The 25,878-nt window shown below is 43.9% G+C and carries 27 protein-coding genes and 1 tRNA gene; 8 read left to right on the forward strand and 20 right to left on the reverse strand.

Annotated features, from left to right (window positions below; all coding sequences use genetic code 11):
* Positions 1-167: 167 nt before the first annotated feature.
* Positions 168-767: a hypothetical protein gene (locus tag MH215_RS02410; RefSeq protein ID WP_056696292.1), complete on the reverse strand. Its 600-nt coding sequence runs from the start codon at positions 765-767 to the stop codon at positions 168-170.
* A gap of 219 nt (positions 768-986) precedes the next feature.
* Between MH215_RS02410 and MH215_RS02415 the strand changes: the two genes are divergently transcribed.
* Positions 987-1,610, forward strand: coding sequence for a YktB family protein (locus MH215_RS02415; RefSeq protein WP_239287684.1), 624 nt, complete (start codon positions 987-989; stop codon positions 1,608-1,610).
* A gap of 84 nt (positions 1,611-1,694) precedes the next feature.
* Here MH215_RS02415 and MH215_RS02420 read toward each other — a convergent pair whose 3' ends face one another.
* Positions 1,695-2,987, reverse strand: a complete 1,293-nt coding sequence (locus tag MH215_RS02420; protein ID WP_239287686.1) for an MFS transporter — start codon at positions 2,985-2,987, stop codon at positions 1,695-1,697.
* A gap of 178 nt (positions 2,988-3,165) precedes the next feature.
* On the opposite strand from MH215_RS02420, the gene MH215_RS02425 reads away from it, so the two are divergent.
* A complete protein-coding gene (locus MH215_RS02425; protein ID WP_056696922.1) occupies positions 3,166-4,641 on the forward strand; it encodes an aminotransferase class I/II-fold pyridoxal phosphate-dependent enzyme in 1,476 nt (491 codons plus the stop codon).
* Positions 4,642-4,782: 141 nt separating this feature from the next.
* Here MH215_RS02425 and MH215_RS02430 read toward each other — a convergent pair whose 3' ends face one another.
* The 4 genes from MH215_RS02430 to MH215_RS02445 form a co-directional block, all read right to left on the reverse strand.
* A complete protein-coding gene (locus MH215_RS02430; RefSeq protein WP_056696285.1) occupies positions 4,783-5,100 on the reverse strand; it encodes a DUF1292 domain-containing protein in 318 nt (105 codons plus the stop codon).
* Between the two features lie 97 nt (positions 5,101-5,197).
* Positions 5,198-5,752: a hypothetical protein gene (locus tag MH215_RS02435; protein ID WP_056696275.1), complete on the reverse strand. Its 555-nt coding sequence runs from the start codon at positions 5,750-5,752 to the stop codon at positions 5,198-5,200.
* A 231-nt stretch (positions 5,753-5,983) separates the two neighbouring features.
* Positions 5,984-6,184: a hypothetical protein gene (locus MH215_RS02440; RefSeq protein WP_056696274.1), complete on the reverse strand. Its 201-nt coding sequence runs from the start codon at positions 6,182-6,184 to the stop codon at positions 5,984-5,986.
* Between the two features lie 102 nt (positions 6,185-6,286).
* A complete protein-coding gene (locus MH215_RS02445; protein ID WP_239287688.1) occupies positions 6,287-8,512 on the reverse strand; it encodes a M1 family metallopeptidase in 2,226 nt (741 codons plus the stop codon).
* A 241-nt stretch (positions 8,513-8,753) separates the two neighbouring features.
* Here MH215_RS02445 and MH215_RS02450 point away from each other — a divergent pair, with 241 nt between their 5' ends.
* On the forward strand, positions 8,754-9,437 hold the full coding sequence (locus tag MH215_RS02450) for a hypothetical protein (RefSeq protein ID WP_239287690.1): 684 nt from the start codon (positions 8,754-8,756) through the stop codon (positions 9,435-9,437).
* 137 nt (positions 9,438-9,574) lie between these two features.
* Here the strand turns inward: MH215_RS02450 and MH215_RS02455 are convergent.
* Positions 9,575-9,647: transfer RNA gene (locus MH215_RS02455), tRNA-Val, on the reverse strand.
* 139 nt (positions 9,648-9,786) lie between these two features.
* Here MH215_RS02455 and MH215_RS02460 point away from each other — a divergent pair.
* The 3 genes from MH215_RS02460 (at position 9,787) to MH215_RS02470 (ending at position 11,071) form a co-directional block, all read left to right on the forward strand.
* Positions 9,787-10,032 (forward strand): hypothetical protein, encoded by a 246-nt coding sequence (locus MH215_RS02460; RefSeq protein ID WP_239287692.1) that lies wholly within the window; start codon positions 9,787-9,789, stop codon positions 10,030-10,032.
* Between the two features lie 247 nt (positions 10,033-10,279).
* On the forward strand, positions 10,280-10,723 hold the full coding sequence (locus tag MH215_RS02465) for a GNAT family N-acetyltransferase (protein ID WP_239288669.1): 444 nt from the start codon (positions 10,280-10,282) through the stop codon (positions 10,721-10,723).
* A gap of 111 nt (positions 10,724-10,834) precedes the next feature.
* Complete coding sequence (locus tag MH215_RS02470) at positions 10,835-11,071, forward strand: DUF3892 domain-containing protein (RefSeq protein ID WP_056696265.1); 237 nt, start codon at positions 10,835-10,837, stop codon at positions 11,069-11,071.
* A gap of 80 nt (positions 11,072-11,151) precedes the next feature.
* Here the strand turns inward: MH215_RS02470 and MH215_RS02475 are convergent, their stop codons facing one another.
* From MH215_RS02475 to MH215_RS02485, 3 genes are all read right to left on the reverse strand, one after another.
* Complete coding sequence (locus MH215_RS02475) at positions 11,152-11,433, reverse strand: hypothetical protein (RefSeq protein ID WP_056696263.1); 282 nt, start codon at positions 11,431-11,433, stop codon at positions 11,152-11,154.
* Positions 11,423-11,638 (reverse strand): hypothetical protein, encoded by a 216-nt coding sequence (locus MH215_RS02480; RefSeq protein ID WP_056696260.1) that lies wholly within the window; start codon positions 11,636-11,638, stop codon positions 11,423-11,425. The genes MH215_RS02475 and MH215_RS02480 overlap by 11 nt, the downstream gene beginning before the upstream one ends.
* A gap of 169 nt (positions 11,639-11,807) precedes the next feature.
* Positions 11,808-12,131: a DUF3889 domain-containing protein gene (locus MH215_RS02485; RefSeq protein WP_239287694.1), complete on the reverse strand. Its 324-nt coding sequence runs from the start codon at positions 12,129-12,131 to the stop codon at positions 11,808-11,810.
* 359 nt (positions 12,132-12,490) lie between these two features.
* On the opposite strand from MH215_RS02485, the gene MH215_RS02490 reads away from it, so the two are divergent.
* Positions 12,491-13,393 (forward strand): manganese catalase family protein, encoded by a 903-nt coding sequence (locus MH215_RS02490; protein WP_056696252.1) that lies wholly within the window; start codon positions 12,491-12,493, stop codon positions 13,391-13,393.
* A gap of 132 nt (positions 13,394-13,525) precedes the next feature.
* Here MH215_RS02490 and MH215_RS02495 read toward each other — a convergent pair whose 3' ends face one another.
* From MH215_RS02495 to MH215_RS02515, 5 genes are all read right to left on the reverse strand, one after another.
* Positions 13,526-13,840: a hypothetical protein gene (locus MH215_RS02495; RefSeq protein WP_239287696.1), complete on the reverse strand. Its 315-nt coding sequence runs from the start codon at positions 13,838-13,840 to the stop codon at positions 13,526-13,528.
* Between the two features lie 387 nt (positions 13,841-14,227).
* Positions 14,228-15,952 (reverse strand): ABC transporter ATP-binding protein, encoded by a 1,725-nt coding sequence (locus MH215_RS02500; RefSeq protein ID WP_239287698.1) that lies wholly within the window; start codon positions 15,950-15,952, stop codon positions 14,228-14,230.
* Between the two features lie 45 nt (positions 15,953-15,997).
* Positions 15,998-17,029 (reverse strand): FecCD family ABC transporter permease, encoded by a 1,032-nt coding sequence (locus MH215_RS02505; protein WP_056696245.1) that lies wholly within the window; start codon positions 17,027-17,029, stop codon positions 15,998-16,000.
* Between the two features lie 2 nt (positions 17,030-17,031).
* A complete protein-coding gene (locus MH215_RS02510) occupies positions 17,032-18,087 on the reverse strand; it encodes a FecCD family ABC transporter permease (RefSeq protein WP_239287700.1) in 1,056 nt (351 codons plus the stop codon).
* A 359-nt stretch (positions 18,088-18,446) separates the two neighbouring features.
* Positions 18,447-19,184 (reverse strand): glycerophosphodiester phosphodiesterase, encoded by a 738-nt coding sequence (locus MH215_RS02515; protein WP_239287702.1) that lies wholly within the window; start codon positions 19,182-19,184, stop codon positions 18,447-18,449.
* A 233-nt stretch (positions 19,185-19,417) separates the two neighbouring features.
* Between MH215_RS02515 and MH215_RS02520 the strand changes: the two genes are divergently transcribed.
* A complete protein-coding gene (locus MH215_RS02520; protein WP_239287704.1) occupies positions 19,418-19,684 on the forward strand; it encodes a hypothetical protein in 267 nt (88 codons plus the stop codon).
* Between the two features lie 228 nt (positions 19,685-19,912).
* On the opposite strand, the gene MH215_RS02525 is transcribed toward MH215_RS02520, so the two are convergent.
* The 5 genes from MH215_RS02525 to MH215_RS02545 form a co-directional block, all read right to left on the reverse strand.
* On the reverse strand, positions 19,913-20,041 hold the full coding sequence (locus tag MH215_RS02525; RefSeq protein WP_200956152.1) for a sporulation protein YjcZ: 129 nt from the start codon (positions 20,039-20,041) through the stop codon (positions 19,913-19,915).
* Positions 20,042-20,148: 107 nt separating this feature from the next.
* Positions 20,149-20,733, reverse strand: coding sequence for an LOG family protein (locus MH215_RS02530; RefSeq protein WP_145045531.1), 585 nt, complete (start codon positions 20,731-20,733; stop codon positions 20,149-20,151).
* A 235-nt stretch (positions 20,734-20,968) separates the two neighbouring features.
* Positions 20,969-21,388, reverse strand: coding sequence for a hypothetical protein (locus MH215_RS02535; protein WP_056696236.1), 420 nt, complete (start codon positions 21,386-21,388; stop codon positions 20,969-20,971).
* Positions 21,389-21,407: 19 nt separating this feature from the next.
* Positions 21,408-22,076, reverse strand: coding sequence for a uracil-DNA glycosylase (locus tag MH215_RS02540; protein WP_239287706.1), 669 nt, complete (start codon positions 22,074-22,076; stop codon positions 21,408-21,410).
* Positions 22,077-22,445: 369 nt separating this feature from the next.
* On the reverse strand, positions 22,446-25,367 hold the full coding sequence (locus MH215_RS02545; RefSeq protein WP_239287715.1) for an insulinase family protein: 2,922 nt from the start codon (positions 25,365-25,367) through the stop codon (positions 22,446-22,448).
* Between the last annotated feature and the right edge of the window lie 511 nt (positions 25,368-25,878).

Here is a 25,878-nt window from a genome sequence, read left to right on the forward strand (position 1 = left end):
AGAAGAACTTTGATGTCTTGGTTGAAAGCTCGCACTTCTCTATTATCGACCCTTGTCGCTCGTAACGTCACCATTGTCCCTTTCACGAGGATTTTTTTTATACAGCAATAAAAGCCCTGGCGTGTGCCGGGGCTTTGTTTACAGATGTAGTCTAGAATGGGTATGTTTCATGCTTCCAGCATCAGCAGATGTCCGGATAACCGCTGTAATACTTCGCGGCAAGCGTTTGCCTTTTCCATGTTATTGAGCTGTATAGCGTTATGCAAACGTTCCAGTTCATCGTCCACTTCCATGCGCAACAGCATTAGTCGCTCCTCTCCTTCACGCGAGAGGAACATTTCTTCCATCTCTTCCGCCGTAGGCGCAGGTTCCTTTTGAAAAATAACACGTTGCTTGAACCCAGATACCTCCACCAAACGAATCACTTCACCAAATAAAATGTTCTCTACCGTCATCTGCTGATCCTTGAATCGTTTTACAACGGCATGCCCTCGTGTGTCACCAATAAGCTTCTCCAGCCATTCCGCTAGCTTCGCATCTTTGATGATGTAATCACCCGTCATTTTGTAGTTGCCACTGCGTGTCTGTTGAAAACGGAGCTTTACCAGCTTACGCCCAGTACGGACTGACAAGATAAAGAAGGATTCGTCCTCGCTCCAATATAGTGAATAGCCCTCACGAATAAGGTCTTTGATCAAATTTTGGATATGCCGACGGTTGAACCGCAGCTCCAGATTGCAATATTCAACTTCATAACTCTTATTCACGGCACTCCCCTCCATCTGTACCGGATCTACACCGGTTCGCTTCTTACATCGCTTCTTCTACATCGGCTTACCCTATTTTATACTTCATTTTATGTAAGGGTACTTGGTTATTTGACTATTTTTCACTGAATCAACCCAGTGATCGAACCTTTCCGCAAGCGCACAGGGGCAAGCCCCCTGATTTTCATGATATAATAGACGCGAAATGGAGGAATACAGATGAATTTTTCCGGTTTTAACAGTCGCGATTTTGATGTATTTCAAGTTCCTGGGCTAGAGCCACGTATGGAGATGCTGATTGAACGAGTTCGTCCGAAGCTAGAAGCACTTGGTGCAGAGCTAGCACCTTACCTCACTGAATTGTGCGGGGAAGAGATGTTTGTGCATGTCGCCAAACACGCACGTCGTACCGTTAATCCTCCCATAGATACATGGGTTGCCTGGGGATCTTCCAAACGGGGATATAAAGCACTGCCTCACTTTGAGGTGGGCATGTTCGATACACATATGTTTGTCATTTTCGCTGTCATCTACGAAAGTCCGAACAAAATTACGTTTGCAGAAGCACTGGAGCGTGAGTTGGATGAGGTGCGCCGCAATCTGCCTGGAGAGTTCTATTGGTCGATGGATCATATGGATCCACAGGGTACATTTCATAAGGATATGAAGTCTGAGGATTATGACAAGATCATCACTAAGCTTAAGACGGTTAAAAAAGCTGAGGTTATGTGTGGTCTTCGTATTGAGCGAGATGATCCACTTGCTGCAGATGGGGAACATTTACTCAAAACGATTCGTTCCACCTTCAAAACGTTACTACCGTTATACAGAATGTCTTTCTAAATAATAACAAAGGGAATGTCACAACCGATCTGGTTGACGACACTCCCTTTTTTTTGCATTGAACCCTTTATTCATTAAGATACGCTATTTGGCAGGTGCTGTACGATATGGATTGCGCGACAATATAAAATGCACTATCGCAAGTCCAGCCATCACAATCGCGCTACCGATAAACGGTGCTGGGTGGCTGATATGATCCCACAACAACCCGGAGACGATCGGTCCAACCACCATGCCCGACCCCTGTAATGTAAGGAAAAAGCCCCAAATGGCGCCCCGTTCTCCTTTGGGAATAAGTGTGGCTACGAACGTGTTCCACGCCGGCAAAATCATAGCGTAACTAACCCCAACGAGCATTACAATTCCAAAGACCACCGGGATGGCGGTAATAGAAGCGAACGCGAACAAACTTGCGGACGCCATCAAAAAACCGATGTGCAAAAACACGGATGTTCCAAACCGATCCACCATTTTCCCTACGGGCAGCAATGCAATCACGGTAATGCCTCCACCCGCAATTAGTAACAAGCTGTAGAGATTGGGTGAGATATGCAGATCGGTACGCGTATAAAGTGTAATGACTGGACTGAGTAACCCAATAACGAACGATTGCATGAACAATGCAGGATATACGAGCGGGTTCACATTTAGTGTACTTCGCACACGCTGTAAGGTGGCTTGAATGCTTCTTTTGAGCTTAATAAACGGTGTAAGCAGGTTAGGCTTAGGTGGATAAGGTACAGGCGTGCTTGTTGCCTCTGCATGCGCATGCTCCCCTTCCACAACGACACGTCCTGGCAAAATTAAGGCAACCAGAATGACGAGAATGGCACAACCCATTAACACTAAAAACACCATACGGTAATCATGATGAGTACGTTCCAGCATCCAGTTCATACCGACAGGTCCAAGCCCTGTTCCTCCAAGAGCGGCCATCTCCAGTGCACCCATCGCTGTTCCATTTTTGTTCTGTGGGCCTGACATCGCCGTCACACCTGTCATGGCACAAGGCCAGAGAGGTGAAGTACCTATGCCCAGAACGAGACAAGCCATAGCCAGACCGAAGGCACTTTTGAAAAATATAATCATAATGACCGCAATCAACGTACAGATTAAAGCAGTCACCATCGTTGCACGAAACCCAATTCGTTCAGCTGCCCAGCCCGAGGGCGCTCGGAATAGGTTGTCACCTAAATATTGAAGGGCAAATGCTACACCAATCACACCTGCTGACAATCCCAAAATGTTGTCCATATACACAGGTAAAACAGCGACCAGCAAGGCTCCTTTGATAATTTCGACTAAGAAAAGCGTCAGCCACATTGCGATAAAAAAAGGTGACCGCAAAATTTTGGCAGGTTTCGTGTTGGTTTGCATTCTTTTTTCTCCTTTCGACGCTTCATTGCCCTTCCCTTAACCTTAGTGTAACCGCGGGGAATGTGACCAAATCTCGGCAATTCAAAAATTTGTCGCTCATACCGCTTGCATTCGGTTCTTAATTTGCTATACTCATCTTTGCTTACCAATTTTATTAGGAAGGGTTGTGACAGCACTGATGAATCACCACCGTACGCCGCTGTTTACCGCTTTAAAAAACCATGCGGCACTCAATCCGGTACAGTTTCATATTCCGGGACATAAAAAAGGATTGGGAGCGGATACCGAATTCCGTGAATTTATTGGCGATAATGCCTTCTCCATAGATTTAATCAACATCGCACCACTGGATGACCTGCATCAGCCGACAGGTGTGATCCAGGAAGCTCAGATGCTGGCTGCCGATGCCTTCGGAGCAGATTATACCTATTTTAGTGTACAAGGTACAAGCAGTGCGATTATGACGATGATTCTATCGGTCTGCGGACCTGGCGACAAAATTATTGTGCCCCGTAATGTGCACAAATCGGTACTGTCTGCCATCATTTTCTCAGGCGCGAAACCTGTCTTCGTTTCTCCTGCACAAGATGTGAATCTTGGTATCGATCACGGAGTAACGATTCAATCCATACGTCGCGCTCTTGAGCGCCATCCGGATGCTAAGGCGTTACTCGTCATTAATCCAACCTACTACGGCGTATGTACAGATCTAAAATCAATCGTTGAGCTGGCACACAGCTACCAGGTTCCTGTCCTTGTAGACGAGGCACATGGCGTGCTTATTCATTTTCATGAGGATCTTCCCTTGTCTGCAATGGCAGCAGGAGCTGATATGGCTGCAACAAGTGTCCACAAGCTCGGTGGTTCCATGACACAGAGTTCCGTACTCAATCTGAATACGAAGAATGGATTCGTGAATCCACAGCGTGTACAGACAATCCTGAGCCTGCTCACATCGACATCAACTTCATACATTTTGCTTGCTTCACTTGATACATCTAGACGCAATCTGGCTCTGCATGGTCATGAGATTGCACAGAAAGCAATTGACTTGGCTGAATTCGCCAGACGAACCATTAATGATATCGATGGATTGTATTGCTTCGGCAAGGAACTGCTGGGTACGGAAGCGACGTTTAATTATGATCCAACCAAAGTTACGATTCATGTTCGCCACCTGGGTATTACAGGTTACGAAACGGAAAACTGGTTACGTGAACATTACAACATTGAGGTCGAACTCAGTGATATGTACAATATTCTGTGCCTTGTGACGCCAGGTGATACAGACGACTCTGTAGGAATCTTACTCAATGCCTTGCAGGATCTGTCCAGAACCTATTATCAGGTTAATCCAGCTCATGAGCTTGTTGTTAAAGTTCCAGATATTCCGCAATTGATGCTCACGCCGCGTGATGCTTTCTACGGAGATACGGAAGTCATTCCTTTCAGAGAATCTGCAGGACGTATTATCTCGGAGTTTATCTATGTATACCCACCAGGCATTCCAATTCTACTTCCAGGTGAAGTCATTACTCAAGAGAATATTGACTACATTATCGACCATGTTGAGGTTGGATTGCCCGTTAAAGGCCCTGAAGACCGAAGCGTGACGAATGTAAAAGTAATCGTGGAAGCAGATGCGATCTTCTAGAAGATCTTGCTGCAGTCATATATAAATGCTTAGACCAAGAGCCAGGCTTGCCCGCCTGGTTCTTTTTTTTGTGCAAAAGAACAAACAAAACAACAAGACCCCTTGATATCAAGGAGTCTTGTTATTATTCCGAAAGAATGACTATTCTTGGCTTGCAACGAGTTCGTTGTACGCCGCTTCAACACGGCCCCACTCGGCTTCGTCTTCAATATTGTAGAGCACCATTTCTTCGTCTTCTTCTTCCATACGCAGAATGATGCCGTCAGCTTCAGGATTATTACGTTCCAGCAGGAGCGCATAAACATGGTTCTCCACGTCAAACGTCTCCACCAAAACCATCTCCACGTCGTTTCCGTTCTCGTCTGTTAGTGTCAGAAGAACTTCTTCATGCTCGTGGTCGTGGTCATGGTCGTGACCGCATCCGCAGTCAGCGCCGTGTTCATGTGTGTGATCGCTCATTGAAATACCTCGCTTTGTAAATAGTAATAGTGTAACCTTGCATATCGTAACATGTTCATGAATCCAGGTCAATTTACCCAGCTAGGTTATTTTTGGTTCAATCGTTCAGAGCGGTAATGATTTTCTCAGCTACCAGAACATAGTTACTGTTTGCATTTTCTTTAATATGAAATCCGACTTGGTATTTACCAGCACGGTTGAAGTCATACGTAAAATCATAGGTGCGGAACCAGAAGTTGTCTTTCTGCGTTGTAAGCTCCTGTGACTGAATATCTTTCACCTGACCATTTGGATTCGTAATGGTTACTTTAACGGCAGCCACATCTGCTGTTAGACTGTCCACTTGAGAAAACACGTTAAATTTCAGTTTGCCTACGTTGACGTTACCAAACACAGTGTCTCCTTTGAACAGAAAAATATGTACATTCGGCTTGATCACCGTGACTCTCTTGTTGTTACTATCCCATCTGGCGATACCGCCAGCTTCTCTAACAGGTACATATGTCGTTCCATCAATTAAATAACCGCCATCGGCCGCTTCCTTGCCATTAATTAGAACTCGGATTTTCTCATTCACTGAATCCGCAAACAATAAGGATCCGCCGAGCAAGGAAAAAACCGTGACACACAGCAAAACTCTCTTCCATTTCATCCCGTCATATTCCCTCCCCGCTGCTAGGTGTTGTACATTTATACTCCAGATTCAGCCACAAAGTTGCGCTGTTTTTCATCATTTTTCATTTTTTATCCAGAATTTTTTCCACGCCTTGGAACGTTCAAAAAGAAGCACTCCCTAAAAGGAAATGCTTCTATAATATGTTTCTTATGAATGCACTATTATACGCAGCTGCTACATGTCGCTTGTTATTTCCATCTATTGGGTTCAAGATGACGTATGACGGGTTAAAATGCAAGGCACACCTTTACCGATTGCTCCATCCACCCGCATTCTGGCTGCATAGCCCATACCCCGGGTACAGGGCGTTTTACAGCGTTCACATACATCCGATGTAACCAGCTTCATGGATACACGCACTTTGTCACTCTTTAATGCAGCCGTCTTTTTGCCTTTTGCTTTTGCCATCCTGGATTCCCCATTTCCCCAAGTGCTTACTGATGTAGTGCATCATATGGGGGTTCGCCCAGTTTGGTGTCAATCTTAGGTCATTTATCAAAAATTTCAGGGTTATTCCTCAGAGAAGTAATGCGCAATTGGATTTTTCACTTTTTTGACAGCCATCTCTTTACCTTTCTCATCCATCACATAGTACTGATAGTAGTCGTTAGTAAATCCAATTGTGTTCTGCATTTGTAACAGGTAAGCTTGGGCGGCCTCTTCACTCAGATGATCCTCATTCCAGAAATAATGCAGCATCAACCGATTCTGGTTATACGGATGTTTAATGATATATGCTCCTGAGGCATGAGGCTGTTCCATCATATTTTTCCAAGCAAAACCAATCTGCTTCGCTCGATCCATAATGCTGGGTTTCAATGCTTGCACGAATCCATTGTTCTTCGCGTTACCAAAGACAATCAAGTTGCTTGTTGATATCTCACTCTTCATCTTTTGCTTCAAATCCCCGCGGTCTTTCACCACATCATATTTCACACCACTTGTATTGAAAAAAGCCGTTAATTGACCCATTATCGCCTCTTGCTGCTTATCCGCTTGTTTACTTAGCTGATCACTGAGGACAATAGTTAATGGCTCATCCTGAAGAACCTTGGCCATCAGACGATTCATCACTTCAACAGGAAGATCGGAAACCAGATCTAAGGATTGTTGATATTGTAATTGAAAAATATCATGAAAATAGGCGGTTCTCTCTTCAAGCGATAACTGAAATTCAGGCTTTAACACAAAATTAGGCTGTAATAAGGCAGTTTCCATCTCCTTGCGCTGTTCATTACCTAAGACATCTTCAATGGTCCGAAGCAGTCCATCAATCGTCGCATTCTGGTAGACATATCGCTTGAAATAGGCTTGCATAAAAGTATCAAATTTCTCTTCGCCGACAGAGCGGAATAGCTGGTAGATGGCTTGGCGTCCTTTTTGATAGTACAACAGTCCTGCCATGTCTCCTGCCTCTTCATTCGTTGAAGCGATCGCTAAGTCTACAGGTTCATTATCGAAACGTAAAGCGTTAAAGCCGTTGAGCTTATCTCCCTGCTTCTCCTGAAAATATACCATCGAAAAGTCAGCAAACGCCTCATCTAAGAACGACTCGTTCTCTGAATCATTACCAATTAACGCATGAAACCACTGATGCGCGATTTCATGTATGAACGTGGTGTCTTTCTCTGGCAAAGAGTCCGATGACATCTGTCCCATCTGAATCAGTCTTGAATACTCCACAGCTACATTCTCCACATACGATTCAACAATTCGGAATTCTGGATAAGGATACTGTCCATACTTCTTGCCAAAGAAATTCATAGCTTTGAAAGCCTGATCGATATATTGTTCAGCAATTTCTTTCTTCCCAGGCTCGTCGTCCAAATAATAATATTCAACCGTCAAACCATTGCGGGTAACGCTGGCCACTGTGTAATTCGGGCTGGCAAACAAAACAAATTCCCGCGTATTGTTCGCCTGAGCGGATATGATTTTTCGGCCTTGCTCTGCACCATCCCTTGTTGTCATGACACCAGGCATTGCTACCTCATAATCCTCTGGCACGCTCAGTTGCACGTCAAAATCGGATGAGGTGTAATAATCGCTTTCGAAAGTGCGGCTATATGGTGCTGTATTCCATACTTGTTTACCTTCATCGTAGACTGACATGACAGGGAACCAATGTGCTCCATTGATGATGTCCTTGTAATAGGATATTCGTTGCAATCCATAAGGTATCTTCAAGTGAAAATCAATTTGTAGGGATACGGATGCCCCTGGTTGGATCGGATCTGGCAATTGCACTGTTAACGCCTGATTTTCATTTTTATAATCCAGAGCTTGACCTCCCGCCAGTGCCACTTGCTTGATGTCGATCCCCCCGAGAAAATCTTGCGCTGTTTTATCCGGACTATTCTGGCTGATCTGCTCATTAGACTGTTCAAACGTGTCTGCCTGCGTGGATGCTGAGCGGTTCGCATCCGCATATGTATGAAGAACCAATTGCTCCAATGTATCCTTACTTGTGTTGAGATACGTAATTCGCTCACTACCCTCCAAGGTCATGTCCTTCTCGTTCAATTTAGCTTGAATGTGGTATTGAATCGATGCCTGCGGCTGCTTAACATTGTCTTGGATCGTTTGCGTTAACCCTGTAGTTGGGATCGTTGCAGATACCGACTGTGCGATAGCATAATCGGTGTTCACAAGTGGATACGCTGCAAACATGAGGGCAAGTGCACCTGTAATCCCGGTTTTGGCAAACTTGGACTTGAATGATCTGGAATGTTTCATATGTTCTCTCCTCTACGTTATGTTGAATGTTGATTTAAGTTTAGAAGAAGAACCTTATGTTGAATTTGTGTTTTCTTTAATTTTGGTTTAAAAAAAGGCGGTATTTCGTTTAAAAGAGAAGTATATTGATCAAAGTTAGGAAGCCCCATTTGTTGGTAACAGATTTGACAGCCTATATAGGATTACATAATATGGAATAAATATATCATTTTACAAATGATTGGTGTTTGGGGGAGAGTAGATGAAGCAAGTTTACTTGTTATTTTTACTTTTAATCATGCTTAGTGCATGTACGAATGTTAATGAGGATAACGAAGAGTTAGTCCGCCCTGTTACAGATGTTCAGCAAGAAGTTATAAATCCAGAGAACAAAACGACTACGATTACCGAGAACACTCCGAATACACCATCCACGTTTGTAGCATTAGATCAGAATAGTCTGTCTGTACGAGATTTCGAATCGGCTTATGCCATGTGTGTATCTGCTCTGACAACGTATTACAAAGCCACTTGGAATGACTCGGAATTTGATGTGAACACTTATTTCGACAACGATAACTTAAAACAATATATGCAAGCGAAAATTGATTCCCAGCATGAATTATTTCTGCAAAATAACCTTACGGATAATACAGTAACAGGTCTTAAAGCAGGTGTTGAGAAAGCAGAGTTTCATGATGAAGGTGACTTTTTCTATCTTAAAATAGACGCAGAGGTCATTAAGGATGTGGGAAGTTATGCCGAGCCTACTGAATTTCTCATCCAGAACTCACGCGGAAATTTAGTTATCGTGGATTGGTATACTAGCGGGAAGGATAGCTATGATTCTATGATCCGCGGGGAAGACCAGGTGATTGATAATCCTGAGATCTGGAAAGATCGTGAGTGGGTCAAGGATTTGGGGCGACTACGAACTAAAATGTGAAGTTGAGCGTAGTAGGAGAGAATGTTTTAATTTGAAATGAGATGGTGATTCCCAATTCGTCCCCAAAATCATTTTTCATCTTCCTGCTGACGGTCAAACAATTAAAAAAGCCCTTGATAACCAAGGGCTTTTAGCTATGATCTGTAGTGGGCTCGAACCACTGACCCCTACCCTGTCAAGATAGTGCTCTCCCAGCTGAGCTAACAGATCATGTACATATATATGTAAATCAAGTAACAGTATCATACCAAGTAACCGCGTACATTGTCAATTGTTTTGTGGTTAGATTACCACCATATTGGAGAACAATAAAGGAATGATTCCCAATTGAATAATGAGGTGATTCTCTATGAAGCACATACAATTACGCAACGTACAGTACGTTACTGCCAAACTAGTGGCTCTGCTCGGTGCCTCCCTAGTCATTATTGTAGCTTCTGGCTGCAGTTTGGAACGGGATGAGCATACTGTACAATTTCAACAGTTACAGAGCCCAAGTGGGACTGAAGCACTTCCGGTCTGGCTTGATGTATATTCCAAATCGGTTATTCAGGACGTATATTCTCCGCAGGGAAATAGTGAGATTCTACCTTAAGTTCTGCATTAATCGTGTAACTCGCAACTACTCATCTTCATCCCACTTCTTAGAATACGCCTTCTTGGTGACATAATATAATAAAGCAAACATGCCGGCAGATAACAAGAGTGTTATGGTCATAACCCCTACCATACCCATCATCAACACCCCTTTCCATTATGTTCCACTTTAACTATACAGGAAATGCATTTTTTTGTATAATGCATTCTTACACGTCGCGCAAGAGCAGAAAGAAGGAATGGAATTGGCAGCGGAAATTAGTTATGTAACAACAGAGGCTCAGCTCCAAGAAGCTCTGGATATACGCAATCAGGTTTTTGTAATCGAACAACAGGTGCCCGCCGATCTGGAGATTGATCAATATGATGTTATTAGTCCCGATGCACACCATGTATTATTGTATGCGGATGGACAAGCGGTAGCAACAGGACGTCTTCTCTATTACAGCAAGGATACCGCCAAAATGCAGCGTATTGCTGTACTTCAATCCCACCGTTCATTTGGTTATGGACGTGTGCTTTTGTTAGCGATGGAAGAGCGGGCACGTGAACTAGGCTTAACGTATTCTCTACTGGATGCACAATGTCAGGCTCAGAAGTTCTATGAGAAATTAGGGTATGAAGTGATTTCGGATGAACCTTTTTACGATGCAGGTATTCTGCATGTTCGCATGAGAAAAGCATTATAATCAATACTTACGGCTTATACTTCTCTTCTCCAATGCATACTTTCTACTGTTCCGGACAGGATAAGGTTGAAACCAGAATCCTACTTGTTCAGATAAGGAGAGTGTGACAACATGGATCAGACAACTCGTGAAAGCTTCACCGCCGTGCAGAAGAATGGAGATGGTGATCTAACTGCCTTTCAAACTTCAACAGGTCGGGTGTTAGATTATCAACAGGCGCTGACAGAAGTACAGGCTGGCGCGATTGCTGGTGTCAATGTATTCAAGGGCAAGGATGGGGAGATGTATATCCGTGGTGATGCCGATGGTGATCCATCCAATAATCTCGACCAATTGCCAAGCTTCTAAGTTGAGATCATCGATCTGATATATAAAACGCTAATCCGTGTTAACGGGTTGGCGTTTTTGATATTACTCTTATTGCCGGTTTAATATTCCGTAAAATATTTCAGGGCATCCACTTTGGGTTTGGGCTTTTGAATCGGTGTAGGCACCTGCTCCCATGCCTGCAATATTTGAATACCTTCAAGTGTTGACTTGTTCTCCCAGTAAATATATTGTCTGCGCTCAAGCTCCTGCAAGGACTCTTGGATGAGCGTTTTACTTCTGCCTGTCTTGGTCTCCAGCTCATCCATACGAGGCATACGACGGCGCTGTCCCGCGTAATTCACAATAATTCGTAAGACTTTACGATCAAAATCATTTAGCATAGTCCAGCTTCCCTTCCTTTTGAAGTACTGGCCGCCAGGCTAGGATACCCTGTTCAAGAAATGTTCGGGGTGCCCCATCTTTTCCTGCGGATGCTTTAATCAATCCACCTCGTACACTGTTAATTCGAATCTGCCGCTGTGTAATGTGCCCTGCACGATCCATGTATACAAGCTCAACCATCTGTCCGATGTATTTACCTAACATTAACGACTCCCCCTATATAAGAACATACGTTTGTTATTTATTATATGCGAACATAAGTTCTTTATTCAACAACTAAAAAAAGGATTTGGATAAAAAATAAAACCAGACATCCTCTGCTCAGGGCTGCCTGGTTTCTATAGTTCGCAATCCGCTATAACAAGCTTTGCACTCAGTGTCGATCTGATTCTGTAAATTGTACGTTTTTTAATTGCTGAGTTGAAGGATTAAAATCAACATTGACATACACCGCGAATTCTCTACCGTCTTTGGCTCGTACCCATAACTTGAATTGTTCCCTAGACTGATTAGCTGTAAGAGAGGTACGACCAATATGTTTATAATCTACAATATCAACATTATACTTAGTCTGGGTTTCCTTAACCGCAATGATTCCCCACTTCGCATAATCCGGCATTGTCGCTCCATTACCTGTTGCAAAAACTCCCGTAAAACTGAGAATCACCGACATGAAAGTAACGATGAGCATTTTCATATTACTCACTCCTTGGGATTGTTTCCCGTTAGCCTGCCCCGCAAGGGCTCCAATTACACCAAGAGCTTACAATTATGATGATTGGATGCCTAACCCACAGAATCATACTTAAGATGATCTCATACCTAGTTGTTGAAGGATCGAGGCTCATCCCCCAATCACCTGACACTACATTAGGATGATTACTGATTCTACTTAAATCTCACTTAAAAGGAAAATAAAAAAAACTAGAAGCCCTTACCCCCACAAAAGAACCATTTATGTATAAAACTGTTTGAGCACCTCCAATCCAGTGTAATAGGCAAGTGACAGAACGACTTCACTGATCTAGCACTTATTCTAGAGGAGGTTACATTTGAATGTTCAAACGCATGGATGAAATTGCAATTGAAATTCCTGATGTCGAGAAGCCGGATCCGAATGCAGCCGCAGCAATACAAGAATTGTTGGGTGGCAAATTCGGAGAAATGTCAACATTGAACAACTACCTCTATCAGTCCTTTAATTTCCGCTCCAAAGAGAAGTTAAAGCCGTTCTATGACCTGGTGATGAGTATTACTGCGGAAGAACTAGGCCATGTTGAGCTTGTGTCACACGGCATTAACAAATGTCTTAGAGGCTCAACGGAGTACAAAGAGCCTGATGACACCCCGCTAGGTTCCGTGAAGGATGCTCGCCTCTCGTATCACTACTTGGCAGGGGCACAAGGAGCTATGCCTTTTGATTCAATGGGGAATCCATGGACAGGTGCTAACGTCTTCAATAGCGGCAATCTCGTCGAGGATTTGCTACACAATTTCTTCCTTGAATGTGGCGCACGTACCCATAAGATGAAAGTGTATGAAATGACAGATCATCCTGCAGCAAGAGAAGTTGTTGGTTTCCTGCTAGTTCGCGGCGGCGTTCATGTTGTGGCTTATGCCAAAGCATTGGAGATTGCAACCGGCGTCAACGTAACAAAGCTGGTTCCGATTCCTTCCTTGAACAATAAAGCCTTTAATGAAACTCGCAAATATGAAGACAAAGGCGTACACACCAAGCTATATACGTGGAGTGATAATGATTTCAATGCGATCAACCAGATCTGGAAAGGAACTCATCCTGAAGATGGGCTGCCTTTAGAGGTCATTCAAGGTGCACCAGAAGGTGTTCCTATTCCTGAAGCTCCTCCGGTCGAGGAAGAGTTTGCTCCAGGCATTTCACAAGAGGATTTCAAAGAAATTGCACGTCGCCTCAAAATGGCTGGCAATATTACAGATTAAGCTGACTTCTTGTGTGATAAAGTTTGATCACCAATAACGAATATAGATAAGGTAAAGCCCTCAGTTCCTGCTCTTTGCATGGAATTGAGGGCTTCTTGCATTTGTAAATATTATGAGATTGATTCTATCGGATTACTTACTGTTTGCCTTTTTATACATGTATCTTCCCCAGATCACCAAGGTCACACACAACAAAATAAGACAGTATGCCCACACAAATAGCATGGCAAGTCCCAATCCGATATTAGCATCCAGACGTTGATCAAACATCTCCGTATACAGTGCAAATCCAAGTGGTACCGCTCCCACGATAAACAGTCCAATCAGTCCAGCACCCCAGCGTTTTGACTCCCAGCCGGTTCCACCGCCGGAGAGCTTACGAATGCCTTGTATTAGAAACATTAGAATTAAAATAAATCCAGCGCAGGTCATCAGAATTTTCAACATTTTCATTACCTCCTTCTTCAAGATCAGGACGAATAATGGCAATCCATCTCTTTATATTTTGGATATATTCATGAACGATGGTAATGACATATTACATAAGGCCGATACTTAAAATTACCCATTTGGCATGCAGATACCACAAACCCTCTTCCTCCTATTCCATGTGCCCTCTTCCTCTCCACTTCCCACTCCTTTGTATACGTTCATTTCATTCAAAGCGGTTCAGAGCAATTCATTAAATAAGCGTTACTGCTGGTATCCTATCATCTACAATACGCTAGTCTTATTTCATTCATAACAAAAAAAGCCATCACCCGACTCCTTCCAAGTCAAGGCGATGGCACATATAGAATTCCCTCTGAACAATTCTTAAAACTACGTCACAAGTTATGCCCCAAACTGAGCGTAATGCAGACGACTATACACGCCTCCTGCGGCAAGCAATTCATCATGACGTCCCTCTTCAGTAATACCCTGCTCAGCTACGACGATTATGCGATCAGCATTCTTAATCGTAGCCAATCGGTGAGCAATGACAAGTGTTGTCCGACCTTCAGACAATTCAGCAAGAGATTGCTGGATCGCTGCTTCTGTTTCAGTATCCAGTGCAGATGTCGCTTCGTCGAGAATCAGGATTGGCGGGTTTTTCAGGAACATACGTGCAATGGACAAACGCTGTTTCTGTCCTCCTGATAACTTCACACCGCGCTCCCCAATTAACGTATCTAGACCTTCTGGCATGGACAATATCAAGCTCTCCATCTGGGCGCGACGAGCCGCCATCCAGATCTCTTCTTCACTCGCATCCAATTTCCCATACGCGATATTCTCACGAATCGTGCCATCGAACAGGAATACATCCTGTTGAACGATACCGATCTGGCTACGCAATGAATCCAGCGTCATATTCCGGATCTCCTGTCCATCGATCAAGATGCGTCCTTCCAACACATCATAGAACCGAGGAAGCAGACTGCACAGTGTTGTTTTGCCCGCTCCTGAAGGCCCCACAAGCGCAACCGTTTCACCTGCTCGAATACTTAAATTAACGTTTTTCAGCACAGGCTTCTGATCCGGCTCTTCCGAATATCCAAAAGTCACTTGCTCATAACGGATATCCCCGCGTAGCTGCGACACTTTCACTGCACCAGGACGATCTTCTACATCAGGCTCCATATCAAGCAGATCTGTATACCGTTTGAAGCCTGCCATTCCTTTTGGATAGGTCTCAATGACGGAATTAATTTTCTGGATTGGCGTTAGGAATACGTTAGATAACATAATAAATGCAATAAATTGACCGTAACTCATGCTTCCCTGAATGACAAACCACGTTCCACATACAAGTACAAAGAGAGAAACAAGCTTCATTAACATATAACTGATGGACGAATTCCACGCCATAATCTTGTAAGCAATTAACTTGGTTTGACGGAAACGACTGTTGTTAACTGCAAATTGTGCTTTCTCATGCTCTTCATTAGCAAAAGCTTGAACAACACGAATTCCTGTTACATTGTTTTCAACGCGAGCATTGAAATCGGCGATATCTCCGAACATTCGGCTAAACGCTTTGGACATCTTACTGCCGAAGTATAAGGATATATAAATAATTAATGGCACAATGATAAACGTTAATATAGCGAGATTACCATTAATGCTCATCATGATACTGAATGCACCAACCAATGTCATCACGGCGATAAATACATCCTCTGGCCCGTGATGGGCAATCTCGCCAATATCCATCAGGTCATTCGTCATTCGGGAGACCAAATGACCGGTTTTTGTATTATCGAAGAAACGGAATGATAACTTCTGCACATGATCGAACAATTTTTTGCGCATATCCGTCTCAATGTTAATCCCCAGTTTATGCCCCCAATAGGTTACCACATAGTTCATGAAAGAACTGAGAAAGTACACACCGAGCAATCCAAGACATGCCCATAAAATCCAGTCCCAGCGCCCTCCTGGCAGCAGTTCATCCACAACTTTATTTACAGCTAACGGAAAAGCAAGCTCTAAAGCTGCTACGAAAATCGCACAGCTGAAGTCTAGAATAAATAGTTTTTTGTAAGGTCTATAATAGGCCATAAAACGGCGAAGCATATACAGATTTCCCCCTTATAGCAACCACTCCATTATGATCACTTTCTATTTCGTCCTGCTCAAGAGATACAGGAAGTATGGTGCACCAATAATTGAAACTAGAATGCCGGCTGCCATCTCAGAAGGCTGTAGTATAACGCGTCCTACAGTGTCTGCCACCAGAACCAACAACGAACCGATCAATGCAGATGCAGGCAGCAAAAATTGATGTTTGGGCCCAACCAGACGACGAGCCAGATGTGGACCAATGAGTCCAACAAACCCAATACCACCACTAACGGATACACATGAGCCAGCAAGCCCTACCGCAGCAGCCAGCAAAATCAATCGTTCCCGATCTACCGGTGCACCAAGACCGGTTGCTGTCTGATCCCCGAGATTAAGTACATTAAGTACACGAGCCTTATACAGTACCAACGGTACCAAAATGACGATAAACGGTAGTAGCGCCCACACAAACTTCCAGTTGGAACCCCAGATACTACCCGCCATCCAAGTAGCTACGAATTGATATTTCTCTGGGCTTAGTCTAAGGGTTAGCACGATCATTGCGGAACTAATCCCTGCGGCTACCCCAATACCTGTAAGCAACATACGCGTAGGCATGATGCCCTCTCCCTTTTTATAAGAGAGTACGTAGATAAGGAATGCAGCAAAGCTTGAGCCGATCAAAGCCAAAATAGGCAGCAAAAAGATCGGAGCGGCTGTAGTTGTTGGAAAAAATGAAACAAACAACATCACGACAAGTCCAGCTCCAGCATTAATCCCAAGGATACCCGGATCTGCCAAAGCATTGCGGGATACCCCCTGCAAAATCGCACCTGATAAAGCAAGGCCAGCCCCAACCAACACGGCAATTACAATCCGCGGTAAACGAAATTCAAAGAGGATTAGCTCTTGCTTAGGCGTGCCGGCTCCAAACAGTGTTTTTAATACCTCAATTGCTGACAGCTTGGTAAACCCTGTGTTCATGCTTATGATAAATGCAGATATAATTAGCGCACCAAGTACAAATAGCACAATTGTGCTTTTCAGTCTCTTCTTACGCTCTGTTCCAACCATACTTGAGGATGCCATCTTTACAGAGCTCTCCTTTCTTTCCGCGCCAGATACAGGAAGAAGGGTACCCCGATCAGGGCAACCAGAGCGCCTATTGGCATCTCGTATGGCGGGTTAATCATGCGTGCAGCCAGATCTGCAAATACGATAAGCAGACTTCCCAAGATGGCCGAACAAGGAATAATCCAACGATAATCGACTCCAACCAGCTTACGCGTAAGATGGGGAATGATAAGTCCAACAAAACCAACAGCGCCAACAATGGATACTGCTGTTCCTGCCAGAATAAGTACAACAACAAGACCAACGAGCTTAATGAGACCTGTACGTTGACCTAATCCCATAGCGATTTCTTCCCCGAGACTTAACAGGGTAATCGAGCGAGCGATAATCAAACCTCCAATAAGTGCAATCAAAACCCAAGGGAACATAATCTCCAATTGAGACCACTTGGTTCCTGCAACACCACCTGCTGTCCAGAAGGCAATATCTTGTCCAACTCTGTAATACAAAGCAATCCCTTCGCTAAAAGCGGACAACATTGCGGTTACCGCAGCACCAGCCAGGACAAGTCGCAGAGGTGTGAGACCCGATTTGGACGATGCGCCGAAGCCGTAGACGAGCAAAACCCCAAGCCCTGCACCGAGGAAACAATACATAATGATGTACATATACGGTAGACCTGGAAAAAATGCAAAACAGATCGCAAGCGCGAACCCTGCACCTGCGTTCAGTCCGAGCAATCCCGAGTCCGCAAGCGGATTCCGCGTCATCCCTTGCATGATTGCGCCAGCTACGGCGAAGCAAGCACCGACCATTGCACCACCTAGAATTCGGGGTAACCGAATTTCCCAAATAATCTGATGTTGGTTAATATCTGGGTTAAAGTTGAAGATGGCTTCCCATACCACACTCAACTTGATACTTGCAGCTCCGAAGGAAACGGATAACGCCATGCTCAAAACAAGTAATATGGTTCCGCCGATCAAAATTAGCGTTGCAGCCCAGGGACGAGTATGTATTTTGGCTGTCGGCGAATCTGTATTCTGAGTTGCTGATGAATCTTGAGGAATCATATGCTGCCACCTTCGTTATGAGTGCAAACCGATTCTATGTACATAACAATCACCTCTCTGTAAATGCCGAACTTTAATGATATTGATTCTCATTCCCATACAACATTGTATGTCAATGAACGATTTCTCGCAATGGACAAAATGGACAAGTTTGTTGCACTTATTTTATTGGATAGCCCATTTAGAGCAAAAAAACCTGAAAATCAGCAGTTCTACAGCTTTTTCTCTAATACGAAAAATAAGCCACACTGGCAAAAACCCAGTATGGCTATATGTACATCATGTGTCCGCATGATGTTTACGTGTTATGTGTTAACCCTCTCTCTATTTAGTCAATACATGTATGAAACATTAGATCATCAACGCGTATGTGCAGCAGTCAATGCTACCAATACATCAGGTACATCCGTAATAATACCCTGAACCCCCATCTCAATCATCGCTTTCATCTCTTCAGGATCATTCACGGTAAATGGATGAGTCGCCACCCCTTGCGCGATTGAAGCAGCAACCTCTTCTCGAGTTACAGCGAATTTATAAGGATGCAATGCGGATGCCTCCAACTTAACCGCGTAATCATAAGGACGATACAACTTTTCCATGTATAGAAGCGCTGTTTGAATCTCGGGCGCCAGACGTTTACATCTTACTAAGGAAGCGTGATTGAAGCTAGAGAGAATGACCTGTTGCTCGAGATCCCAATCTCGAATGACCTGTACGATCTTCTCTTCCATTCCTTTGTAACTAACAATCCCATTTTTCAGTTCAAGATTCAGCAGAATATTTTTCCCTCGAATTAGTCCAAATAGTTGCTCTAAAGAGGGAATGCGTTCCGCTGCAAACGCTGTATGAAACCATGAGCCTGCATCAAGTTCTCGCAATTCCTCATAAGTCTTATCTTTGACCCAGCCCGCTGCACCCGCTGTCCGCGTTAATGACTCATCATGGATAAGCACGAGTCGACCATCGCTTGTCATCTGCACATCCGTCTCAATACCTGTAGCACCCAGCTCCAAGCAATGTTCAAATGCTGCCATTGTATTTTCTGGGCACACTGCCGATGCTCCTCGATGGGCAATAATCTCTAACTTTTTCACTTCCGTAGCCTCCTCACATTACGATCCCTCTATCTCCTCACTATACATATCGTTTGTCATTCCAGTATTAACAGAGCGTTTACTTATGTACTTGCTCATCGTCTAAGGTAAAGATATAGGGTAACATCCAGCAGGCTGGGGATTCACTCATTTTTGCGAACTCAATCTGTGAATTTGACATAACATAGTATGAACGATAGATGTTTCTCACTGCACCATAAGGAGGTTGACTATTGAAGCCTTCAACGAAAATTCCATCTAGCCAGCGCCACCGCACATCACAATCACAGTCGGCTTCCAGGCTTTCCAAACCTACTGCGCACATTAAAAACAAATCCACTAATTCAGCCAATCAGCGCAATTTCACTCCCATCACAAGCAGGACGTTGGATCAGCTTGCAGTTATCGCGGCAATACTTTCCTTGATCGCGGCTGCCATCGGGCTGTATATCGCCTGGAAATCCTTAAGTATCCCAGATCAGACTGCTGTTGTGGTATAAACTGTGCAAACTCAAACGTTTTACATTAGCGATGATTAGTCCTGCTTCTAACTATTCCATTGGAGGCAGGATTTATCTTTTTCTAATCGACTCATTTCTTGGTGAAAAAGCAAAAAAACCTTTCCCCTGAAACGCCGGAACATCCCCGGCGTTCCTTGGAAGGGCCATTTACCTGCCGGGTTCGGTCACACGTCTGTGCCCCGCCCAATCTTAGAATGGCTGACGAAATTACAGAATGAACGCACTGGAGATAATAACCAGCAAAATGAACAATACTAAAATCGCGCCTGTAGATGTCCATGCTCCGCCGCCGAAACCTCCGCAATAACCATAGCCTGCACCTTTAAGTCCGCTCATGAGTGACACTCCCTTCTGTAAGAAAGTACACTATAGACTATGTCTAAGACTGTAATTTGCTTGGGCAGAACGGAAAGTTTCCCACAATGGCTACAGCACCCCGTTTGTCACTTTTTATCTAGCTGGGACCACTTTTGAGATAATTCAGCTGGAACATAGGCAGACATGTGTTCTAACAATGTTGCTGGATCTGATTCCAAACTCCATAGACTAAGATGTGAAGTATTCGAAAATCCTTCATGCACGCTATGTTCCACCATCTTCATAAGGGGTTCGTAGTACCCTTTCACATTCAATAGACCTACAGGTTTACGGTGAATACCAATTTGAGCCCAGCATAATACTTCGAACAATTCCTCAAACGTGCCCATACCCCCAGGTAGAGCGATGAACCCATCCGATAGCTCAGCCATCGTAGCTTTCCGCTCATGCATTGTGCCTACCTCAATCAGCTGTGTGAGACCTCCATGTACAATTTCTCCCCGAAACAGCCCTGTAGGCATAACACCAATCACTTCACCACCATGCTGCAGCGCTGCGTCGGCCACCGCACCCATAAGTCCCATACATGATCCACCATAGACGAGAGTAAACCCGCCTGTAGCAATTCGTTTGCCTAATTCAATAGCTTGCTGTGTATATTCCGGCTGATGACCTGGATTAGAACCTGCAAAAACACATATACGTTTCAAACGTCTTCACTCCTTGTCTCTTGTTGTTGATCTCACTAGTATATATCACAAATGTCATTGCTATGTTACTCCAATTTACATTCCCACAAGACCAGAAAAGCCCGACCGTTTGCAGCCGGTCGGGCTCCCATGTTATTACACATCATTTAGAAGGGGTTGTTACACTTAATATAACGACTAAAGATTAAATCCAGATGATCTGTACATGAAATGAATATTAAATATATTCGTATGTTTAACGAATTCCTCGTCGTGAACGCACGACAAACATATACTTGTCCTTACGAAGAAATCGCCCATCTGCAATCTCAACCTGGTCTTCGTCATGGCGGAGGATGGTGGTGGATAAAGCTACAATTTTGGCTCTTCTCCATATCATCACTTCTGATTTAAAGTAAATCGCATTATCAAACTGTATCGCCTTCTTCATGACATATCCAACCTTATGCACCTCAGAACGCGCCTTCTTCAAAGGCAGGCTCTCCTCGGGCAAGGGTCTGATCATTGCGATATTATCGAACGATACTTTGATACGTTTAGGCCCAATTCGTACACAACCCGATTCTTCGTCCCAATCGACCAGCGTTCCTTTTAACGGCTCTCGAATGCCAGTCGCTCGGTATACAGCTACTTTTCGTCCCACCCAATGTCGCAATGTCCTCACCCTCATTTGTCTAGTTTTGCGGTATATTCCAGTCGATCGGTTCAATACCTTTGGAGGTCAAGAAATCATTGGCCTTAGAGAAGGGACGACTGCCAAAGAATCCGCGATGGGCAGCAAGTGGACTTGGATGTGTAGACTCCAACACCAGATGCTTATCTCGATGGATAAAGGCACCCTTCTTCTGGGCATGACTGCCCCATAGCATAAACACCATAGGCTCCGAACGCTCGTTCAATTCCCGTATAACGGCATCCGTAAATGTCTGCCAGCCTAGACCTTGATGTGAGTTAGGTTGACCTTCACGTACAGTTAACACATTGTTAAGCAGCAATACCCCCTGTTTGGCCCAATGAACCAAATAACCATGTTCAGGGATAGGAAGACCCAGATCAGCATGCATTTCCTTATAGATGTTTCTCAAAGATGGCGGAATGCGTACACCTGGCATAACTGAAAAACTCAACCCATGAGCTTGGCCTTCAGCATGATAAGGGTCTTGTCCAATAATGACTGCTTTCACCTGATGATACGGGGTGAGCTTTAGCGCTGAGAACAAATTTTCCTTAGACGGATATACAGTTTGAGTTTTGTACTCTGCCGCCAGCGCATAACGAATTTTATTGAAGTACTCGGCATTCACTTCTTCATGCAACACCGAATCCCAATCATTTCCAAACATAGATGTAGGCTCCTTCCCCTGGATGAATACGTACCTTTGCAGCCATCTAGCTGGCTGCTAGCTGTGTGAGCCGCTACCATCGGCTCATAGACTATCCATCATTTTAACATAACCGAAGACCACAGGCTAGAAATCTGCACACCACCTGCAATTTGAGCCTCTCTCTGCTAGTGTACTATGTGCCGTACGAACCGTATTTTAGTTGTTAAACCTATCTGATATTGAGCCACAATGGTATCGAAATACAAACACATATGCACATAAGCAAAAACGCCTTCTCCAAGGTGTTATCCACCGGAGAAGGCGCTAGTTTGTACCATTCAAGTCAAGTAATCACAAGTCAAGTCAAATGCCTCTGGATGCTTATGATTAATACTTGATCAAATCAAGCGTTTCGTCGAACAAGTCACGTTGTTCCTCAATTTTGCTCTCGTTACCAATAACGCACCGATGTTTCTCCTCAAGGATTGCAGAGATCAGCGGAGCAAAGTTAACGATGTGTCCTTCTGTGGTGCTCAGCACTTCATCTCTTTCTTTCTGGAGGTCTGCCTCCGTCACATTAGACAAGTAACACTCCAATGAGAAGGTTCCCTCTGCGTATGGAGTTCTAGGCGCATCGAGGTCTTGAATTGCACCAATGATATAACGTGTCATTTCGCGCGAATCTGCTTTGAAATTTTGCAAATACTGCGGCATCTCTTCGTACACATTATAGGTTTTCTCTAGGTTAGGGTCTCTGTAGGATGCCATATAGCTGTCGCCACTCCGTCTGAAACCTGTCATACAGCCATATGCGCCACCTTTAGCGCGAATATTTGTCCATAAATAGTCCAGTGACAGAATTCCCTGCAATACGCGCAGTGAGCCTGTATACTCGAATCCTTTATGGATGAAGTTGCCTGTCTGCACGACGTACTGAACCTCTGATGGAGACTTGAAGCCCTCGTTGTGATGGACTGCTTGGAACTCAGTATGTTCTTTAACAACCTCTTGCGTATATAGCTTCGCTTTTAGTTTCGATACGTGTTGCTCTAGACTAGCATATCCTTGATCATCAGCCGTATAACTTACCAGTAGGTTCTCAGGTCTAAAGATCATTCCCGTCAGTTCTTTCAGACGGTTCGTTAGTTCTTCTTTGCGATCTTCATAATTTGCCTGTAGCTCCTCAAGCCACTGATAGAACGCTACGCCACTTACCGCTTCACGAAAAGCAGCTACGGCTGAATGCTTGGCAGAGGATCTGCCCATTGCTGCTGAGTGTCCACTATTGATTAAGCTACGCTGCAGTCTGCCCTTCAATTGGGAAATGATCTCGTACAACCGCTTCGTATCATGGAACTGCGAAGTCAGTACAATCTCCTCAATCATATCAAAAGCAAAATCCAGCTTATCGTATAAAATTTTAGCTTCAATCTCAAAATGAGCTTTATACGTATTATATTGACGAGCATCGGCGCTCGCACCTACGCTGGCACTGATTCCACCGGAATGGATGTGAATTTCATTAGACAGACCATTGAATTTGAAGTTTGCGGTGTCCACGTAACCTAACACACTTTTCAAAAGTCCTAAGTAAGGCTGTAGATGCTCCGGAACTTCCTTCACATTAAACAATAATTTCAGATATCCAATTCCGTTCGTGTACAGATTGTGATGTACAATCGTTGTTCCATCGACGGACTTTAATGTATTCGATAATTTGGACGCTTGCGGATCGATATCTTCAATCGACAAGGTTCGAATGACCTGCTGTTGTTCTTTGGTTGAAGGTGCATTCTGATAATCCGCGAGTTCCTTGGTACGTTGAACCAATTGTTCGATCTCTTCCGTACTCAGACTGGCTTGGAGTGATTTCAAACGAGATTTCAATGCCTCTTCCTTACGCAAACTGAGCCCTTTATCTGGAGTCACGGCCACAAATGACGTATGTGTATTTTGCAATAAATATTGCTGAATCAATTGCTCGAAATACCCTTCGTTCATCTTCGTTCTGAGCGAAGCAAATACAGCATTGGCCTCCAAATGGGTAAACGGTGCCTTGTCGTCATATAACCAGCTCTGTAGCGTGTAGAAGCCGTAGATCAGCCCTTTAGGCATTCTTCCAAAGTCTGCTTCCCGATGATTAAATTCATATGAATTAATTCCGGCTAGAAGTGCCTTTGGATCGATCCCTTCGCGCACAACGCGCTCAAGCACTTCGTGAACCGTATCGAGGAACTCCTGTTTACTCTCCAAATTACTCTTCTTCAGCCCAATCGTCATGACCGGCTGGTACAAGCTATCATCATATGAGCCATATACGTCCTTGGCAATTCCTTTGTCGAGTAACGCCTGCTTCAATACCGCACCTGGGGCATTCAGAAGCGCATACTGTAAGATTTGAAAGGCGATATTCAGCTCTTGATCCAAGCTTGTTCCAATAACTGCATTATAGGTTAAGAAGCTGTTGTCCACTTCCGATTCTGTCGTTCCAGCTGAATACGTTTGTACCACATCGACACGCTCACCAAATGAAGGCTGCAGCTCAATCTCCGAATCCGTCACCATCCGATCGTATTGACTCAGGTACGTTTCATCCAACCACTTAAGCTTCTCTTCCATATCCATGTCTCCATATAAATAAATAAAGCTATTAGAGGGATGATAATACTTCGTATGGAAATCCAAAAGTCCTTGATAGGTTAGATCTGTAATCTCGTCCGGGATACCTCCCGATTCCTTGGAGTACGTTGTATCTGGGAATAGAGAGTTGAGCACCGCTCTGCGAACAATCCGTTCAGGTGAAGAAAAAGCACCTTTCATTTCGTTGTAAACAACGCCGTTATATGTTAATTCATCCTCTGCAGAAGGTAATTTGTAATTCCAACCTTCCTGCAAAAATATTTTTTCGTTCTCATAAATATTCGTATTTAACACCGCATCCAGATAGATGTCCATCAAATTATGAAAATCATGCTCGTTACGGCTTGCAATAGGATAGATCGTTTTGTCCGGGTACGTCATTGCATTCAAAAACGTATTGAGTGAACCCTTCAACAATTCAACAAAGGAATCCTTCGCTGGAAACTTCTTAGATCCGCATAATACGGAATGCTCCAGAATATGAGGTACGCCTGTATTATCGCTAGGTGGTGTTCTAAAACCGATACTAAATACTTTATTGTCGTCTTCGTTGGACATAAGGACAATTTTGGCGCCTGACTTTTTGTGTTCCAGCAAGTAGCCGTCAGATTTCAGTTCCTCCATCCTGCGTTCCTGGATTACTTGATAAGACTGAAGCTGTTTCAACATATGTCGAGTCCTCCATTAAAAATGTATTTGGTTAACTTTGAGCTCCGCAAGATAAAGGTAATATATGCCTATAGCCAGTATACACCAACATCCCTTGTCTTCATAACGACCACCACGGATTGTTTCATTACTTGCTAATGTTGCCTTTCATTAAGGAGCTGTGATGTAATGGTTAGGCGTCCCCAACTCGCCCCCAACAGAGAAAAAAGATGTTTAGACATATCAGATCAAGACTCTATTAAAAAGTCACAAAAAAAAGGAAACTCCCTGGTATATCAAGGAGTTTCCTTTTTCTTAAATGGATGCCGAGGACCGGGATCGAACCGGTACGGTAGTCACCTACCGCAGGATTTTAAGTCCTGAGCAGTCATTCAAAATTATAGAGATGTCGAGTAGATTTATGTTAGCAAAAATGTTAGAAAAAATCTTCAAGTAAAAGCAATGTACTTCTGTTCCCCTTGGTATGAAATTGCTCTCCATTCTTGCTAGTGTGACAAAAACACCTTACTTT

The organism is Paenibacillus sp. ACRSA (assembly GCF_022346845.1).
Taxonomy (GTDB): Bacteria; Bacillota; Bacilli; order Paenibacillales; family Paenibacillaceae; genus Paenibacillus.

Bases quoted from the DNA above. Each gene is read 5' to 3' on its own strand.
- MH215_RS02420 (WP_239287686.1), bottom strand. From the start codon at position 2,987: ATGCAAACCAACACGAAACCTGCCAAAATTTTGCGGTCACCTTTTTTT.
- MH215_RS02485 (WP_239287694.1), bottom strand. From the start codon at position 12,131: ATGAAAATGCTCATCGTTACTTTCATGTCGGTGATTCTCAGTTTTACG.
- MH215_RS02435 (WP_056696275.1), bottom strand. From the start codon at position 5,752: ATGAAATGGAAGAGAGTTTTGCTGTGTGTCACGGTTTTTTCCTTGCTC.
- MH215_RS02430 (WP_056696285.1), bottom strand. From the start codon at position 5,100: ATGAGCGATCACACACATGAACACGGCGCTGACTGCGGATGCGGTCAC.
- MH215_RS02470 (WP_056696265.1), top strand. From the start codon at position 10,835: ATGGATCAGACAACTCGTGAAAGCTTCACCGCCGTGCAGAAGAATGGA.
- MH215_RS02510 (WP_239287700.1), bottom strand. From the start codon at position 18,087: ATGATTCCTCAAGATTCATCAGCAACTCAGAATACAGATTCGCCGACA.
- MH215_RS02500 (WP_239287698.1), bottom strand. From the start codon at position 15,952: ATGCTTCGCCGTTTTATGGCCTATTATAGACCTTACAAAAAACTATTT.
- MH215_RS02505 (WP_056696245.1), bottom strand. From the start codon at position 17,029: ATGGCATCCTCAAGTATGGTTGGAACAGAGCGTAAGAAGAGACTGAAA.
- MH215_RS02475 (WP_056696263.1), bottom strand. From the start codon at position 11,433: ATGCTAAATGATTTTGATCGTAAAGTCTTACGAATTATTGTGAATTAC.
- MH215_RS02440 (WP_056696274.1), bottom strand. From the start codon at position 6,184: ATGGCAAAAGCAAAAGGCAAAAAGACGGCTGCATTAAAGAGTGACAAA.
- MH215_RS02495 (WP_239287696.1), bottom strand. From the start codon at position 13,840: ATGTTGAAAATTCTGATGACCTGCGCTGGATTTATTTTAATTCTAATG.
- MH215_RS02445 (WP_239287688.1), bottom strand. From the start codon at position 8,512: ATGAAACATTCCAGATCATTCAAGTCCAAGTTTGCCAAAACCGGGATT.
- MH215_RS02460 (WP_239287692.1), top strand. From the start codon at position 9,787: ATGAAGCACATACAATTACGCAACGTACAGTACGTTACTGCCAAACTA.
- MH215_RS02425 (WP_056696922.1), top strand. From the start codon at position 3,166: ATGAATCACCACCGTACGCCGCTGTTTACCGCTTTAAAAAACCATGCG.
- MH215_RS02450 (WP_239287690.1), top strand. From the start codon at position 8,754: ATGAAGCAAGTTTACTTGTTATTTTTACTTTTAATCATGCTTAGTGCA.
- MH215_RS02490 (WP_056696252.1), top strand. From the start codon at position 12,491: ATGTTCAAACGCATGGATGAAATTGCAATTGAAATTCCTGATGTCGAG.
- MH215_RS02545 (WP_239287715.1), bottom strand. From the start codon at position 25,367: ATGTTGAAACAGCTTCAGTCTTATCAAGTAATCCAGGAACGCAGGATG.
- MH215_RS02525 (WP_200956152.1), bottom strand. From the start codon at position 20,041: ATGAGCGGACTTAAAGGTGCAGGCTATGGTTATTGCGGAGGTTTCGGC.
- MH215_RS02480 (WP_056696260.1), bottom strand. From the start codon at position 11,638: ATGTTAGGTAAATACATCGGACAGATGGTTGAGCTTGTATACATGGAT.
- MH215_RS02415 (WP_239287684.1), top strand. From the start codon at position 987: ATGAATTTTTCCGGTTTTAACAGTCGCGATTTTGATGTATTTCAAGTT.
- MH215_RS02540 (WP_239287706.1), bottom strand. From the start codon at position 22,076: ATGTTTGGAAATGATTGGGATTCGGTGTTGCATGAAGAAGTGAATGCC.